Source organism: Reichenbachiella sp., assembly GCF_965223055.1.
Lineage (GTDB): Bacteria > Bacteroidota > Bacteroidia > Cytophagales > Cyclobacteriaceae > Reichenbachiella.
In genome coordinates, this window is sequence record NZ_CBDCVM010000012.1 from 886,233 (window position 1) to 901,218 (window position 14,986).

The window sequence follows — 14,986 nt, forward strand, 5'->3', positions numbered from 1 at the left end:
CATGCCAAGCATATTTAGTAAAATAATCAAAAGGGAAATACCAGCACATATTGTAGCTGAAGATGACAATTATCTGGCGTTTCTTGACATCAATCCATTGATGGAGGGTCATTGCTTAGCCATTCCTAAAGTGGATATTGATTATATCTATGACTTGGACGATGAGACTTTAGCTGGCTTACACCTCTTTGCCAAAAAAGTTGCTTTAGGTATTCAGGCAGCGATTCCATGTGAACGAATCGCTGTTTCAGTTTTGGGACTGGAAGTGCCACATGCACACGTACACCTGATTCCGATGAATAATATGGAGGACGCCAATTTTGCGCGCCCCAAATTGAAACCAACACAGGAAGAATTGGCTGCTACTGCCCGCAAAATAAAGTCAGCCATACAGGCCTAATTAGACCCCATGGTCCAGATTGAAAAAACAATTACCTACACTGGACATTCTGATGCGGTGTACACACTTGAAAAAGGAGTAGAGCCACATCTCTTTTATTCCGCAGGAGGTGATGGTCATATCGTTGAGTGGGATTTGAATAAAACGGAGAGTGGCCGATTGATTGCGAAGGTGCCTGCCTCTGTATATTCCATTCGTTTAGTTCCTGAAAGACACTTACTAATTGTTGCTCAAAACTATGAAGGCATTCATCTGATTGATGTCTTATCCAATAAGGAACTAGGTTCTTTACAGTTTACCAAAGCCGCTATTTTTGATATGCAAGTCATTGGGGATTTGTTGATCGTAGGCACAGGCGATGGAAAACTTGTAGTGATCGACTTACCAAAACTCAAAGTATTGAAAGAGGTCGAGGTTTGTGATCAGAACCTTCGCGAGATACTAATCACTAATGATAACCATTGTTTGGTAGGGTCGAGCGATGGATTTATTCGAAAATTTGAACTGCCAAGTTTTGAATTAAAGCATGAAGTTCATGTTCACGACAATTCAGTTTTTGCATTAATAGAAAAGGATCAATTCATCATCAGTGGTAGTCGAGATGCAAGGCTCAAATTTTCAGATTCCAATTCTTTGGATTTGGACGAGTCTATCAATGCGCATATGTACGCGATTAATGATATCGTAGAGAGAGTAGATGGAGCTTATTTGGCCAGTGCCAGCATGGACAAAACGATTAAAATCTGGGACTATCAGCAGCGTAAATTGATCAAAGTGATTGATAAAGCGCGACATAAAGGGCATTTAACTTCGGTGAATAAATTGCTCTGGATGGAATACGAAGACCTTTTAATCTCTTGTAGTGATGACCGTTCTATAGGCGTTTGGCGTATAGATATTAAGAAATAATGTTTATAATTGCATTATAAGCCGCCCAATTAGTAATTAAACTACCAGTTTGTACGTATTAATATAAGTATATTAAGATTGATAGGTATAGAAAACTACTGATCGAAATAGCTTGAACCAAACATCTATCGGATGAGGTGATTGAATCATAATTGATCCCTTTGGTGTTTAAAAGATCTATAGACAGATGAAGATTACTCCATTAGAAATTAGGCAAAAAACGTTCGAAAAGTCATTTAGAGGACTAGACAAGGACGAGGTTACGGCATTTTTATTATCCCTTTCGCACGAATGGGAGCGTTTTCTAGACGAAAACAAAGATCTCAAGCAGCAAAGAGATAAACTTGAACAAGAAGTTCAGAAACTCAGAGAAGTAGAAACTACTTTATTCAAAACACTGAAAACAGCTGAAGATACTGGAGCCAGTGTCGTGGATCAGGCCAACAAAACAGCTGCTCTACACCTTAAAGAAGCTCAAATCAATGCAGATGCGATGATTAACGAAGCTAAGAATAAAGCTAGAGCAATCATTGAAAAGGCTGAAATGGAAGCACGGGATGTCATGGAAGAAATGACAGGTGAAGTGAAAGAATTGGAGGAAAACTATCGCATCATAGAAAACCAAAGGGACAATATCATTTCCCAACTCAAAATGCTTTCTGGTGATGTCATGAGCAAGGTAGAGAAAGTCAAATATCAAGAGTCTGGTATTGAAACACACGTGAAGAAAGTGAAGCAATTGCTTCGTGAAACATCTGAAAGAGTAAGCAACCACTCTGATGAAAGCGTTTCAAAAATTGAATCCATCAAACTTGAAGAAGTGAAAATGGAGAAGATCAAAAAAGAGCCAACCAAGGAAGACAATTTGGAGGAAGCCAAACCAGAGGCAAATGATCAATCTACGGTCAAGAAAAATTACATTTCTGAAGAAAACCCTATTTCAAGGACAGCGCCTACACCACAGGTAGCTAAACCAAAAGTGCAGAAAGCACCAGTTGTGGAAGGTGGATTGTCATTTTTTGACGAATTGGAAGATTAATCAATGACTACAATAAGGCTGGAAGAATTAGACTTCTTCGCCCATCACGGGTATTATGAAGAGGAGAGAAAAGTAGGTAATAAATACACTGTTGATATAGAGGTATTGGTAGAAAATACAGCGTATACAGACGATGATCTCGATCAAACCATCAACTACGAGGAGATTTACCTGACCGTATCCACCATCATGTCTGTTTCAACTAAATTGCTGGAAACATTGGCTTCTTCTATGTGTAGAGAGCTGCTCAAGCAGTTTGATGCTGTTCAGCAAGTCACAGCATCAGTAAGCAAACATAACCCTCCAATAAAAGGAGTTTGCAAAAAAGCTTCTGTTTCTATTACTCAAACCAGATAATTTTCATTTTCATGCAACTTCTGTGAAAGTGCCATGTCTTTGTTTTGTTATTTACTATAAAACTAAAGTCATGAAAAACTCACTATTCACTTCTTTAATAATAAGTTGCCTGTTCATTTCATGGAATGGATATACTCAAAAGAATGAGTATTCTTACAATGAAGTCTATGCAGTATCAGATGCACCTAAATTATCAATCAATACAGCTGATGGTGATGTGTCCGTTTATCCATCGGATAAAAACGAAATAGAAGTCTTCTACATTGTTGAACGCAATAATGAGGTGTTGAGGATCTCAAAAGAAGAATTGGCGGAGGAATTTATCATTGACATTTCTTCTGGTAATAACTATTTGTCCATATCAGTTAAACAACGGTACCAATATCGAATGAAAGATTGGAGAAACAGGCTTAATGTTTCATTTGATATATATACTCCATTCAAAACTTCATGTGACTTACGAACCTCTGATGGAGATGTGAAAATGAAAGGACTGACCGCTGCTCAAGAGATGCAAACAAGTGACGGCGATATAGATGTATCTAGAGTAAAAGGAGACATATATGCAAGGACTTCAGATGGCGATATTTATATGAATCAAATTGTAGGAGGTTTAGAGTCGATTACAAGCGACGGAGATATAGAATTAAAAAATATAAATGGAGATGTGGATGGCAGAACCTCAGATGGTGATGTTGAATTGGAGAATATTAATGGGAATGCAGATTTAGTGACTAGCGATGGAGATATCACGGCTGTAGGTATCGATGGAAATATGGAACTCACCAGTAGTGATGGTGACTTACGAATTGGGCGAGCTAACGGTGTCATGATATTGAATACGTCTGATGGTGATATTTCATTTCGTGATCTTTCAGGTACAATGAAAGCCAGGACTTCCGATGGACAGATTAAAGGCAATATGCTTGAGTTGAATGGTGATTTAGAGCTTCGTACCTCTGATGGAAGTATAGCTGTTACTATTCCTGGCAATAAGGGATTTGATTTGCTCCTTCGAGCCGAAGATATACGGACCACACTCGATAATTTCTCTGGAACTTCTAAGGATCATTTGGTAGAAGGTCGAGTTAATGGCGGAGGTTCCTTAGTGAGCTTACACGCCTCTGGGGGTGATGTTAGTTTGTACTACGATTAATTTGTGATGAATGAGATTTAAACGAAGCCTCTTGCATTCCAAGAGGTTTTTTTGTGTCATGATTTTTCTAATAAATAATTTAGGCTTATCTAAAAAATAAACTAGCTTTGCTTTAAAATATTATTAGAACAATAAAAATGAAGAGAATATACTTCTTACTCCTTCTAATGGGAGCCGTGCAGAGTTGTCAGGAGATTATGCCTAGTGCCCCTGCTGACAATGAGGTGCTCGATGGTCCAATAGAAGGCTTGTCAGCAGCTCAGCTGAGGGTGTTTTTGGCTGGAGATGAGAAATTTTCCGAAGTGTTTACTCCTGAAACAGGTTTAGGGCCATATTTCGTAACCTCTTCTTGTATCACCTGTCATCCAGGTGATGGCAAAGGACATCCTTCTTCTGCTTTGACGCGATTTGGGAAATTTACCAATGGAAGTTTTGATCACATGCTAAATCAAGGAGGTCCTCAGCTTCAAATCAGAGCCATTCCAGGTTTCAATGCGGAAGTTATACCAGCGGAAGCTACAGGGGTCACTACTTTTCTGGCGCCAGCTGTTACTGGACTGGGACTTCTGGAAGCTGTATCTGATGCAGATATTTTAGCAAATGCTGATCCCAATGATCTGGATGGTGATGGCATATCTGGTGTTCCCAATTATATTGAGGCGCCAGACTTTTTTGAACCCAGAGCTTTTCATATTGCCAACGGAAATTCATATATCGGACGATTTGGCAAAAAAGCAGGCGCCATAGATTTGAAAATGCAGACAGTAGGAGCTTATAAACAGGATATGGGGGTGACCTCTGATTTTGATTTAGAAGACCCGATCAATTACAATGATTCTGATATCACCATCGGCAGTGTAGATGATCCTGAAGTTTCTGCTAGTACGGTGAATGAGGTTGTTTTTTACCTCAGTACACTAAAGCCTCCTTTAAGGAGAGGTGAAGATGATCCATCAGTGATAGCAGGAGAAGAGTTGTTTGAGCAAATTGGCTGTACTGCTTGTCACATGCCTACATTTCATACGGGCGACCATGCGGTTCAAGCTTTAGCTAATCAGACTTTTCATCCTTATACCGACTTACTGATGCATGATATGGGACCAGGTTTGGATGATGGATACACCGAAGGGACTGCCACCACTTCTGAGTGGAAAACACCGGCGCTTTGGGGACTTGGCCTGTCAAAAGATGCGCAAGGAGGAGAGTACTTCTTATTACATGACGGAAGGGCCCGAAGCATTAATGATGCTATCACTATGCATGGTGGCGAGGCGACTCAGTCAGTTTCAAATTATATGAGCCTCTCTGAAGAAGACCGGGCTTTTGTCATACAATTTTTAGAATCCTTGTAAGATGGAGAGGAGAAAATTTATTCAGAAGACAGGTGCTGTGTGCCTGGGAGCAATAGCTGGTGGCACCCTCCTTACATCCTGTGCCAAGGTATATTATGCACAGTATGCTGTGGTGGACAAAAGTATAAAAGTAGCTAAGTCTGAATTTGATGAACGATCAGCTGTAGTTATCAAAGACGATAGATTGCCTGCACCCATTTATCTGATGAAAAATGGAGCTAGTTTTTCAGCTGTTCTCATGTTGTGCACGCACAAAGAGTGTGAAGTAGCGCCATTTGGTCAAGAATTGCACTGCCCGTGTCATGGAAGTGAATTTACAAACACCGGCAAAGTAATTACAGGGCCGGCAGAAGAAGACCTCAAGAAATTCAAAGTAACTACAAACGAAGACTTTATTTTCATTACCTAATCAGGTGATGTGATTTATAAAAATCATGAAAAACTATCTAGCACTTTTCATTTTATCAGCCTGGTCAATAGTTCCGGCATTTTCACAAGATACAGATTCTACTTATACCAATTTGGAAGCGATCTTTAACAGGCCATTTATCTATGAGGCTCAAGGTGGCGCTTCTTCTGCCTCGATTGGTGGATATGTAGAAGGAAATACCAATTATTTCTCTACAGATGGAATATCTGACGGATTTAGTATGGAGCTTAGAAGATTCAATATTTTTCTTTTTGCCTCGGTTCACGAGAGAATAAAGTTTATTTCTGAACTCGAATTTGAACACGGTACCGAAGAAATTGCATTGGAAACAGCATTATTGGATTTTGAAATTCATCCAGCCTTAGTTTTTCGAATGGGTATTTTACTGCCACCGATCGGATATTTCAATCAGAATCATGACAGTCCGAAATGGGAATTTGTCGAACGACCCTTAGTTTCTACAGATGTAATTCCGTCTACTTTATCTGAGGTAGGCATGGGATTCTATGGTAAGATCCCAGTGGGCAAGCATAAATTTACTTATGAGTTGTATTTGACCAATGGACTAAGTAATGGCATCATTGCCAACGAACAGAATCGTACTTTTCTAGATGCAGGAAAGTCTGAAGAAATGTTTGCAAGAGACAATAACGGTGTACCAGCCTTTTCGTCTAGACTGGCGTTTAATGTATCTCATTTGGGTGAATTTGGAGTTTCAGGATATACTGGTATCTACAATGAATTTGAAATAGAAGGTGAGCCGGTGGATGACAAGCGTCGTGTCAGTCTATTTGCAATAGATTTTAATCTTCAGTTTTCAAAATTACAATTGATCAGTGAAACTGCCTGGGCTACTATTGACGTGCCTGAGGATTACGGTCAGCAATTTGGGAATAAGCAATTAGGAACTCATTTAGATTTGATTTACCCAATTCTTAAAAAGGATATGTTGGGATGGAAAGGTGTGACACTGAATTTGATTAATCGCCTGGAATATGTGGACTATAATCAAGATGTTTTTAAGTCAACAGGGACTAAAATTTACGATGAGATTTTTGCAATAGTCCCGGGCTTGAGCTTAAGATTTTCAAGTAACACATTGTTGAGACTAAACTATAGAAGACACTGGGAGAGGGACTTTTTGGGTAACCCGGTATCTAAAACCGCAGGGGTTCAGTTTGGGTTTGCTAGTTATTTCTAAGAAAAAAGACTCGCTCTTTTACCTAATGTGGTAATGGAGCAAGTCTTAAAAATTTGAAGAAAATTGATCTTTTTAGTGATCTGTTGATCACATAAATATTATTTCCAAGGCTTAAAGTTCTTAGCCGCTGGCCCTTTTAAGCCTTTTCTTCTAGTATCTCTTTTGATGACTACTTTATTTTCATCAGCTGTCGTATCTGCCCATACTTTTTTGTTTTTGGCTTCGGGGCCTTTCAATGTGGCTTGATCCGCGGAGGTGAATACAGTGGCCGATGGACTGTCGTCTTGCCAAACTTTATAATTTTTGGCTTTGGGTCCTTTCAAATCATTTTTACTTTGTGCCTGGCTTACTGTGCAAATAAAAAATACTGCGCCGAGGGTAAATAATAGCTTTTTCATCGTTCAGTTATTTTTGGATTTATCTTAATTGATTACATGTGCAAGTTATCCGAATCAAGCTTCATTGAAACTCTATAATATTCGTGAATTTGTGCTCAGTAAATATACGGATATAGCTTTGATTTGATTTAAAGGCTGTTTTATGGGGATATTTATCTTCGAGGTGTTTTTGGATATAAAAGAGAATTAACTGATGTATTTGTATTAAATAGTGGTTAATATTTTAACTGTTCATAAGGTTAATTTCAGTTTTTGTTCTGAAAATTGATGATTAAGTTACCGGTCTGTATCAGTAAAAAAAATATCATTATTTGGTTGAAGTAGATATAAAATAATGAGATCATTTGGTTTGTGCTACGTGTCAGGCCTGCTTGGGTCGTCTTTAAGGTATACTATATTTTAAATTGACTTGATTTCATTTGATATGCATTGCACATATAAGTCACAAAAGTCCCAATGCACTTTTCGATGGTTGGTTTTTCTATTAATAATTTCATCTTGTGATTCAGGAGATGATGTGATTTCAGGGGAAGGTGTATTTATTACTCAAATCGAAAACGCATCTATTGAGGGACAGCTCTTTTTGCCCGAAGGGAATGGACCTTTCCCTGTGCTGATTGCAGTAGAAGGGTCGGGTAATGAAAGTAGGGAAAGTACAGCACCTTTTGCTCCAATATTCAATTCCTTTGGTTATGGACTTTATATATATGATAAGCGTGGCTTAGGTGGATCTACAGGGAGTTACCCTTTGGAAACTATTGAAAACCCCTTTGATTTTTTGACAGCAAGAGCCGAAGATGTGCAGAGTATTGTTAAGCTATTAAAGAAACATATGGATTTGAAATCAGATAGAATTGGGCTTTTTGCAGCAAGTCAGGGTACTTGGGTGAGCACCATCGTCCACGAGCAAATGGCTTCCGATATTAGTATGATGCTTTTTGTAAGCGGAGGAGCTGCTTCTACTGGAGAAGAGAATTATTATGAAAGTTTGATAGCCGAAGGTTTGTCGATAACCGAAGCCAATCAGTCAATTTACCAATACGAAGGAACAATTGGGTATGATCCAAAGCCAGTATTAGCGGATATGAAAATAGAGACACTATTCATATTTGGTGAAAAAGATACCAGCCACCCAACATTGTATGATGAGGAGATTGTAATGGCCATGGACAAATCAAACTTCACTATTTATAGTTTTGAAAATGCCGACCATAGTTTGTTGGATGCAAACACAAGAGATTTTCCTGAAGAACTATTTCCAATAATTAATGACTGGTTGACTCTTCAGAATGAATAGCATTTATTTGCCATTCTTCTTTCTTTCGATGTATTCATCCATACGTGACAATAGCCTCCACCATTCGGATCCGTCTTCTCTAAATTCACGGATGGCACCAGCCCTTACTAGAATTTTTCTTAATTCGTCATCATCAAATCCGCCCAGATGCTTCTTTAGTACATCGAATGATCGGTCGGTATACGTCTTATGACTCAAAAAGTGTTTCGCAGTCTCCTCAGCCATGAAGTCTGTCTTGTAGGTTTGCTTCAGGAGTTCTACATCATGTTTGAGCTGTTGACGCTGGGTGAAGTAGGTGATCAGCCCACCAAAGGCGGTGCCAATCAGCGCCGCCAGGGTAGGGAATAGGATTTCGGTCATGGTTGGTTTGTTTTTTATGAATTTTGAGCCATTAATTCTTTATAGTCAACAATACTCTGCAGAATAATCTCTTTAGCTGTAGCGGCATCTTGAAATTCTTCTACCTCTACTGTTTTTTGCTCTAGCTTTTTATAATCCTCAAAGAAGTTTTTCAATTCCTTGGTAAAGTGAGGAGGTAAATCGCCAATGTCATTCATGTGATTGACACTCATGTCATTTTCCGCAACCGCGATGATTTTATCATCTGCTTCGCCACCGTCGAGCATGCGCATTACACCTATCACTTTGGCAGAAACGATACACATCGGTACAATGTCGATTTGAGACAACACTACAATATCCAGCGGATCACCATCATCACAGTATGTTTGAGGAATGAAGCCATAGTTAGCAGGGTAATACATTGCAGAATAAAGGACTCTGTCCATCATCAAAAGACCAGAGTCTTTATCAAGTTCGTATTTTGCCCTTGTGTTTTGTGGGATTTCAATGATACCATTCACCACATCTGGCGTGCCCGCGCCAACGGCCACTTTGTGCCAGGGATTACTTGGAAATATTTTCATAGTGTGTGTTTCGAAATAAAACGCAAAGGTAATAGCTCCCTCAAAAAAGACTAAAGCTTTGGGGTAATTGTTCTAAGTAAAATATGTAAGCTACGAGATAATGAAATTAGACATTTGGATCATTGGCCTAATTACTGAGCCAATACAACACGTTCCGAACTAATTTTTTCCATTCATAGTCTTTGTCACTCATCCCACAGGAACTTTCGTCATTATCTGAATCAAACAACATAGCAGTAAATCCATTGGAATCTCCAAAAGCAACTACTTTACCTTTTCCGATTTTTGCCGCTAGACATTGAGAGTTTCCTGACCCTTCTGGCCCAACTCCGGTGTGGTGTTCGATTATTTGAGACGAAGCTGCTAGCCGAAAGATATTGTCGTAACCTTTCCCTCTCAAGGCACTGCCACCATAGGTCATCACTCTTGTGACTTTTAGTTCTTCATTACGACCTTGTGTTATGGGATGATTTTGATTCAGAAGCCCATTATCTTTAGAAAATTTAATCCAACCGGGATGTCCTTTAGGGTCAAAATTCAACGAATCAATAACATAGCCTACGGAAGATTCTAGGCCAAACTTACGTAGTAACGGATTAATAGCCTGATCAAAAGGAGCATGCTCACTGAACACTAGCAACGAGCCTCCATCATTCACCCATTGATAAAGGTGATTGATTTCGCTATTGGTAAATGTCGACTCGTTAGTCACAGATGTCTTTGTTGTAAAATCAAAAGGCAATGCCGTAATGATTATGACAATATCAAATTTTTTGAGATAGGGAGTCGTAAACTTTGCGCTGTCAATAATTGGCTGAAAACCGTCTGCTTTTGCTACCTGTTCGAGTGGTTTGATAAATCCTTCTTTAATGAAAAAGTTATGATGGCCACCGTCTAGTAGAATCTTTGGACCTTCATTTTGAACAAAAGCAGGATCAGATACTGAAGCATCAAAATTTGAGTCATTGCGCATCGGCCACTTTTGTCCATAGGACAACCAGGAGGATGCTAGTAGTATAACAGTGAATAAATGCTTCATCACTTTTATTTAAAATGAGCTACTCCTACGGTTGCATAGAGCGTTTTACAGTCATAGACCTTGCCATCTTTTATGGTCGTTTCTACTCTTCTGATGTCGCTCATGTCTTCAAGAGGATTTCCGTCTATCAAAATCATATCTGCTAAATAGCCTTCTTTTATGACTCCTAAATTGTCGGCTTGAGCAACCTTGGCTGAGTTTAGCGTAGCGATTTTTAAGACTTCTGCATTTGGTATTCCCGCTTTTGCATAATTTTCTAGTTCTTCGTGCAAGCCAAATCCCACCATAGAATCAGTGCCTGGGACAATTCGAATTCCAGCATCAAAAAGTGCTTTTACAATTTTCAAAAGGTGGAGATAGGATTGTTGGAAAACTGGTGCTTCATCTGCTGTCATTGGTAACCCCACAGAATAAAAGCCTCTTTTAACCTGAATAGGTAAGCGATCCAAAATGGTATCAAAACTAGGGTCTGGTTCTCTAGGTTTTGAAGTGAGCATGCCTTCAAAAATTGAAACTGTCGGGTCGATAACTATATCTTTCTCCTTCAATAATCTAAGGAAGGATTGAAAATTTTCACTTTCAAGATCAATGCTATGGGCATATTTGCCCACCATAGAAAATCGTAAGGGCGTTCGGGTGTCGATAGTATCTCCTAGAAAATTCAGGGCAAGCATATTTACATGCTGAATTTCGTCGTAGCCATCATTGATTGCTTGTTCTGCAATCATATAAGCAGGAATATGGCCGCTTAATCTCATGCCATATTCATGTACTCGCTTGGCCATTGGCTTTACCCAAGAAGGGTCAATGGAGCTATACAGTTTTATTTGTTGGTAACCTCGATCATGATAGAAGTCTATCGCCTCGAGCCCTTCCGACAATGAATTTATAATTTTACCTACAGGACCAGCGTATGGGCCTGCCTGATCAATAAAACCACTCATTATTAATATTCTTGGACCTAAAACTGTATTAGCATTAAACTCATCTCTGATGGTGGGAAGTTCAAAAGAATTCGCCATATCTCTCACCGAGGTAACCCCGCCAGCCAAGTTTAATATACCATCTGAACGAGATAAATGACCATGCATGTCAAACAATCCAGGAAGTAGTGTTTTTCCCGTTCCATCAATTACGAGTGAATTCTCTTCTGCTTTTGCTTGGTCTGTTATGCTTTCAATGTATTTCCCCTTTACAGTTACTGTTTTGTTTGTGAGAAGTGAGCCATTCTCAGAGTCAAATACATTCACGTTTTTAATAATCAGCTTTCCTTGTGGAATTATTGTTAGTTCAGTGGCTAGGTTCCTGTAATTCTCTTTCTGTTTGTTGGTTTGAATTTCATAAAGGTGCTGTCCTATAGATTCATAGCCTTGTTTAATAGTTGTGAGCCATGAAGAAGGCGAGGCGAAAAATCGATTTTCATAGTCCAACCATACATAATTTGGTTCAAATTCAATGCCTACAAATTCTACAAGCTTCAACTTAAGTGTATCACCTATGGTGTATTCATTGATAGATGAGAGCTTTGCTGTTCCGCTCGGGTATAGGTCAATGGATTTTGATTCTAATAATTTCTTCACTAAAAGATTCCAGCAGCCGGGTGTGCTGTTGATGCCTAGGTAAAATGCATTTTGACTTTTTGCTTCACCTGATTCTGAGGCGCTTTTCCATTTGGCTTTCTCACTTCCTAGAGAGAATATTTCTGTAACTGTATCTTTTAGATAATTGTGACCCTGAATTTCTAATGATTGGATGACTCCTTCTTCATTGAGCCTTATGGATTCTTCTAAATGTGGTCCTCTTCCGCGATCGTTATATTCATAAACAAACTGGTATGTATCATCACTTGTTTGTGAGCTAGTGAAGAATCCAGCTTTGTTATCACCAAAAAGAAGTGTGTATTGAAGGGTTTCAAATGTTGAAGTTGATTCTTTTTTATTGCATGACAGAAGCAAAGAAATCAACAATCCAAGTAAGATGTATTTCATGAGTTTTGAAAGTTGATGACATAAATGTAACCATTTATTACCATTACCAGTCCATTTCATTTTTGGACTTGACAATCGCAGGAAGACGAGTATACTATGTTGTACTGCTCTTAAGCTATCCAACCAAAAAGCCCTTATTACTACTGCTGCTTGCTATCATACTTTTTTACATGTAAGCGTTCAGATCTGCGAAATCTATTTGATTCGACACCCGACGGGTTGTTGATAGGCTACCGAAATTTCTTTGTTTGATAGTACATTATTCAATGTCATCTGCACATAATTGTTGCGAACTAAAGACTCCGACTGTGGACTATCATCTATCGCTCCCTGATATACTTTCCGATACCCTTTGGTGGTAGGAGTAAGTATAATTACTTCAGGACTTTTTTCTACATTTAATGATTTCCGCACCGTATGGTTTTTGTCAGCAAAATATAGCAAGTCGTCGTCTAGGCTATTGGCTTCCTGCTTCATATGTGCAATAGTTTCTTTTTTTGAAGGATGAGAGGCATGTGGGTTTACAAAAACGAAACGTACATTTTGATCTGAATACTGAGCCGATAATGCACTTACTCGCTCTTTGTATAGCTTGGCATAAGGACATCGAATACTGGTAAATACCATGACAACGGCACTATGAGAATCGAATTGATTCATTGTGATTTCATTATCCGTCACTACATTGTACAAGCGAAGGTTCTTGCTAATTATGTTTTGAGCAAAGCAAAGAGAGGAGACTAACATAGCCCCAATGGTATAGGTGAGTTTTAGGTTCATGTTCGGTTTTTGGTAACTACTTTAAAGGTAGAAATTTTACTGATTCTTACTTTAGAAGCGCATCAATTAAACGTTATAAACCAGAAAATATTCTAAAAAATACTCATAATTGAGTATATAATTCTTGATGTTTTGATCAGTTATGATTTCGGCGTGGATCTCATTTGGGGAAATCTGTTGAATGGCGAGCTGCTCAGCGAAAATCAGGCTCTTTCTGCCATGAACTTTGTACAAAGCTTCTTTACTAGACCAATGCAAGCATAATTTTTTCAAATCGTCGCCGCAGTAAGAGAGCTCTTTTGGATTAAGAAACTTATGTTTGATTTTTAGCAATTGAGGACGAATAGACTCAATATCAATGCCACATGGTTTGGAAGGGTGTATGGCACAAGCAACCATTGGGTAACTATGAGAAATAGAAATTTGATAAGAGGAGTTTATCAAATGAGGTTTGCCAAATTCATCTTTTTCAATTCCCTGGTAAGGAATATACAAACCTTCACACAGTTGTGCCATCAATTGGCGGGAAGCCAAAAATTCTAGCCTTTTTTTTGGATGGAGATGATCTAAGTCTGAATGGTCTTGTTTTAGAATTTCATCATGCTCAGATGTTATTTCTGCTAATCCGACACTCGTTCCATTTGGATTAATTTTTATCCAGTGTGTTCGCATTTATGAAGTCGAGTTTTCCATTCTAGAATTGGCAATATCCAATGCCGCATAAATAGCCGTACGCATAGAACCTTCATCTGCCTGACCTTTCCCAGCGATAGCATAGGCAGTTCCATGATCAGGAGAAGTTCGAACGAAAGGTAGACCTGCTGTAAAATTGACTCCAGTCGAAAAAGTAAGGCTTTTGAAAGGTATCAACCCTTGATCATGATACATGGCTAGTACCGCATCAAATTTGTGGTGTTCTCCAGAGCCGAAGAAACCATCTGCAGGGTAAGGTCCCATCACAATTTGCCCTTTTGATTTGAACTCTTCAATGGCCGGACGGATGATTTCAATTTCTTCTTTACCCAAGAGACCATCTTCGCCGGCATGTGGATTGAGTCCTAATACGGCTATTTTTGGTTTCTGAATACCAAAGTCTTGCTTGAGGGATTTACTCATCATTTTGAGCTTTTTGATGATGCTTTCTTTAGTGACTGCTGCAGCTACATCTTTGAGTGGAATGTGCCCAGTCAAAACACCCACTCGCATGGAGTCGGATACCATGAACATCAGACTTTCTTTCGAACCGGCTTTTTCTGCGAGATATTCCGTATGTCCGGCAAACTTAAAATTGTCATTTTGGATGTTGAGTTTATTGATAGGCGCAGTCACCAAGGCTGCGATTTTTCCTTCTTTTAGATCATTGGTGGCCGCTTCTAACGCCTTGAAAGCATATTTTCCACCAGTGGCATTGTCCTCGCCTGGGTTTATTTCTACCACATCTTCCCAACAGTTGAGTACATTCACCTTTCTATGGTATGGTTTTGACAAATTGTTGATAGGTGAAAAATTAAAATTGTTACGGTCGAGTTGCTTTCTATAAAACGAAAGTATTTTTGCCGAGCCATATATAATGGGTGTAAGGTGTTGGGTGATTTTACTGTTTTCCAATGCCTTAATGATCACTTCCGGTCCAATGCCGTTGATGTCACCCATTGTGATTCCAATTAATGGTTTTTGTTTATGGCTTTTAGATTCTTTGTCCATGTCTAATGTC

General features: G+C 39.0%; 17 protein-coding genes. 9 read left to right on the plus strand and 8 right to left on the minus strand.

Annotated features, from left to right (window positions below; all coding sequences use genetic code 11):
* Window position 1 precedes the first annotated feature (1 nt).
* From ACOQO5_RS19230 to ACOQO5_RS19265, 8 genes are all read left to right on the plus strand, one after another.
* On the plus strand, window positions 2-400 hold the full coding sequence (locus tag ACOQO5_RS19230; RefSeq protein WP_420583312.1) for an HIT family protein: 399 nt from the start codon (window positions 2-4) through the stop codon (window positions 398-400).
* Window positions 401-409: 9 nt separating this feature from the next.
* Entirely contained in the window at window positions 410-1,309 is a 900-nt protein-coding gene (locus ACOQO5_RS19235; protein ID WP_420583313.1) for a WD40 repeat domain-containing protein, read from the plus strand.
* Window positions 1,310-1,496: 187 nt separating this feature from the next.
* Complete coding sequence (locus ACOQO5_RS19240; protein ID WP_420583314.1) at window positions 1,497-2,348, plus strand: DivIVA domain-containing protein; 852 nt, start codon at window positions 1,497-1,499, stop codon at window positions 2,346-2,348.
* Window positions 2,349-2,351: 3 nt separating this feature from the next.
* On the plus strand, window positions 2,352-2,705 hold the full coding sequence (gene folB, locus ACOQO5_RS19245) for a dihydroneopterin aldolase (protein WP_420583315.1): 354 nt from the start codon (window positions 2,352-2,354) through the stop codon (window positions 2,703-2,705).
* A 70-nt stretch (window positions 2,706-2,775) separates the two neighbouring features.
* Window positions 2,776-3,861, plus strand: a complete 1,086-nt coding sequence (locus tag ACOQO5_RS19250; protein ID WP_420583316.1) for a DUF4097 family beta strand repeat-containing protein — start codon at window positions 2,776-2,778, stop codon at window positions 3,859-3,861.
* Between the two features lie 137 nt (window positions 3,862-3,998).
* A complete protein-coding gene (locus ACOQO5_RS19255) occupies window positions 3,999-5,213 on the plus strand; it encodes a di-heme oxidoredictase family protein (protein WP_420583317.1) in 1,215 nt (404 codons plus the stop codon).
* A 1-nt stretch (window position 5,214) separates the two neighbouring features.
* On the plus strand, window positions 5,215-5,622 hold the full coding sequence (locus tag ACOQO5_RS19260) for a ubiquinol-cytochrome c reductase iron-sulfur subunit (RefSeq protein ID WP_420583318.1): 408 nt from the start codon (window positions 5,215-5,217) through the stop codon (window positions 5,620-5,622).
* Between the two features lie 25 nt (window positions 5,623-5,647).
* Window positions 5,648-6,844 carry a hypothetical protein gene (locus ACOQO5_RS19265; RefSeq protein ID WP_420583319.1) on the plus strand — a complete coding sequence of 399 codons (1,197 nt, stop codon included), beginning with the start codon at window positions 5,648-5,650 and terminating at the stop codon, window positions 6,842-6,844.
* 98 nt (window positions 6,845-6,942) lie between these two features.
* Here the strand turns inward: ACOQO5_RS19265 and ACOQO5_RS19270 are convergent, their stop codons facing one another.
* Window positions 6,943-7,242 (minus strand): hypothetical protein, encoded by a 300-nt coding sequence (locus ACOQO5_RS19270; protein WP_420583320.1) that lies wholly within the window; start codon window positions 7,240-7,242, stop codon window positions 6,943-6,945.
* A 424-nt stretch (window positions 7,243-7,666) separates the two neighbouring features.
* Here ACOQO5_RS19270 and ACOQO5_RS19275 point away from each other — a divergent pair, with 424 nt between their 5' ends.
* A complete protein-coding gene (locus tag ACOQO5_RS19275) occupies window positions 7,667-8,539 on the plus strand; it encodes an alpha/beta hydrolase family protein (RefSeq protein WP_420583321.1) in 873 nt (290 codons plus the stop codon).
* A 3-nt stretch (window positions 8,540-8,542) separates the two neighbouring features.
* Here ACOQO5_RS19275 and ACOQO5_RS19280 read toward each other — a convergent pair whose 3' ends face one another.
* The 7 genes from ACOQO5_RS19280 to pdxA all read right to left on the minus strand — a co-directional run bounded on the left by ACOQO5_RS19280 (window position 8,543) and on the right by pdxA (window position 14,976).
* Window positions 8,543-8,899 carry a hypothetical protein gene (locus ACOQO5_RS19280; protein WP_420583322.1) on the minus strand — a complete coding sequence of 119 codons (357 nt, stop codon included), beginning with the start codon at window positions 8,897-8,899 and terminating at the stop codon, window positions 8,543-8,545.
* 14 nt (window positions 8,900-8,913) lie between these two features.
* Window positions 8,914-9,465, minus strand: coding sequence for an inorganic diphosphatase (locus ACOQO5_RS19285; protein WP_420583323.1), 552 nt, complete (start codon window positions 9,463-9,465; stop codon window positions 8,914-8,916).
* A gap of 127 nt (window positions 9,466-9,592) precedes the next feature.
* Complete coding sequence (locus tag ACOQO5_RS19290) at window positions 9,593-10,504, minus strand: hypothetical protein (RefSeq protein ID WP_420583324.1); 912 nt, start codon at window positions 10,502-10,504, stop codon at window positions 9,593-9,595.
* A gap of 5 nt (window positions 10,505-10,509) precedes the next feature.
* On the minus strand, window positions 10,510-12,492 hold the full coding sequence (locus ACOQO5_RS19295; RefSeq protein ID WP_420583325.1) for an amidohydrolase family protein: 1,983 nt from the start codon (window positions 12,490-12,492) through the stop codon (window positions 10,510-10,512).
* Window positions 12,493-12,687: 195 nt separating this feature from the next.
* Window positions 12,688-13,272: a thioredoxin-like domain-containing protein gene (locus ACOQO5_RS19300; protein WP_420583326.1), complete on the minus strand. Its 585-nt coding sequence runs from the start codon at window positions 13,270-13,272 to the stop codon at window positions 12,688-12,690.
* A gap of 66 nt (window positions 13,273-13,338) precedes the next feature.
* A complete protein-coding gene (locus ACOQO5_RS19305; RefSeq protein WP_420583327.1) occupies window positions 13,339-13,944 on the minus strand; it encodes a 4'-phosphopantetheinyl transferase family protein in 606 nt (201 codons plus the stop codon).
* The gene (gene pdxA / locus ACOQO5_RS19310; protein ID WP_420583328.1) at window positions 13,945-14,976 is read right to left on the minus strand and encodes a 4-hydroxythreonine-4-phosphate dehydrogenase PdxA; all 1,032 of its coding nucleotides are present in this window, start codon (window positions 14,974-14,976) and stop codon (window positions 13,945-13,947) included.
* Window positions 14,977-14,986 lie beyond the last annotated feature (10 nt).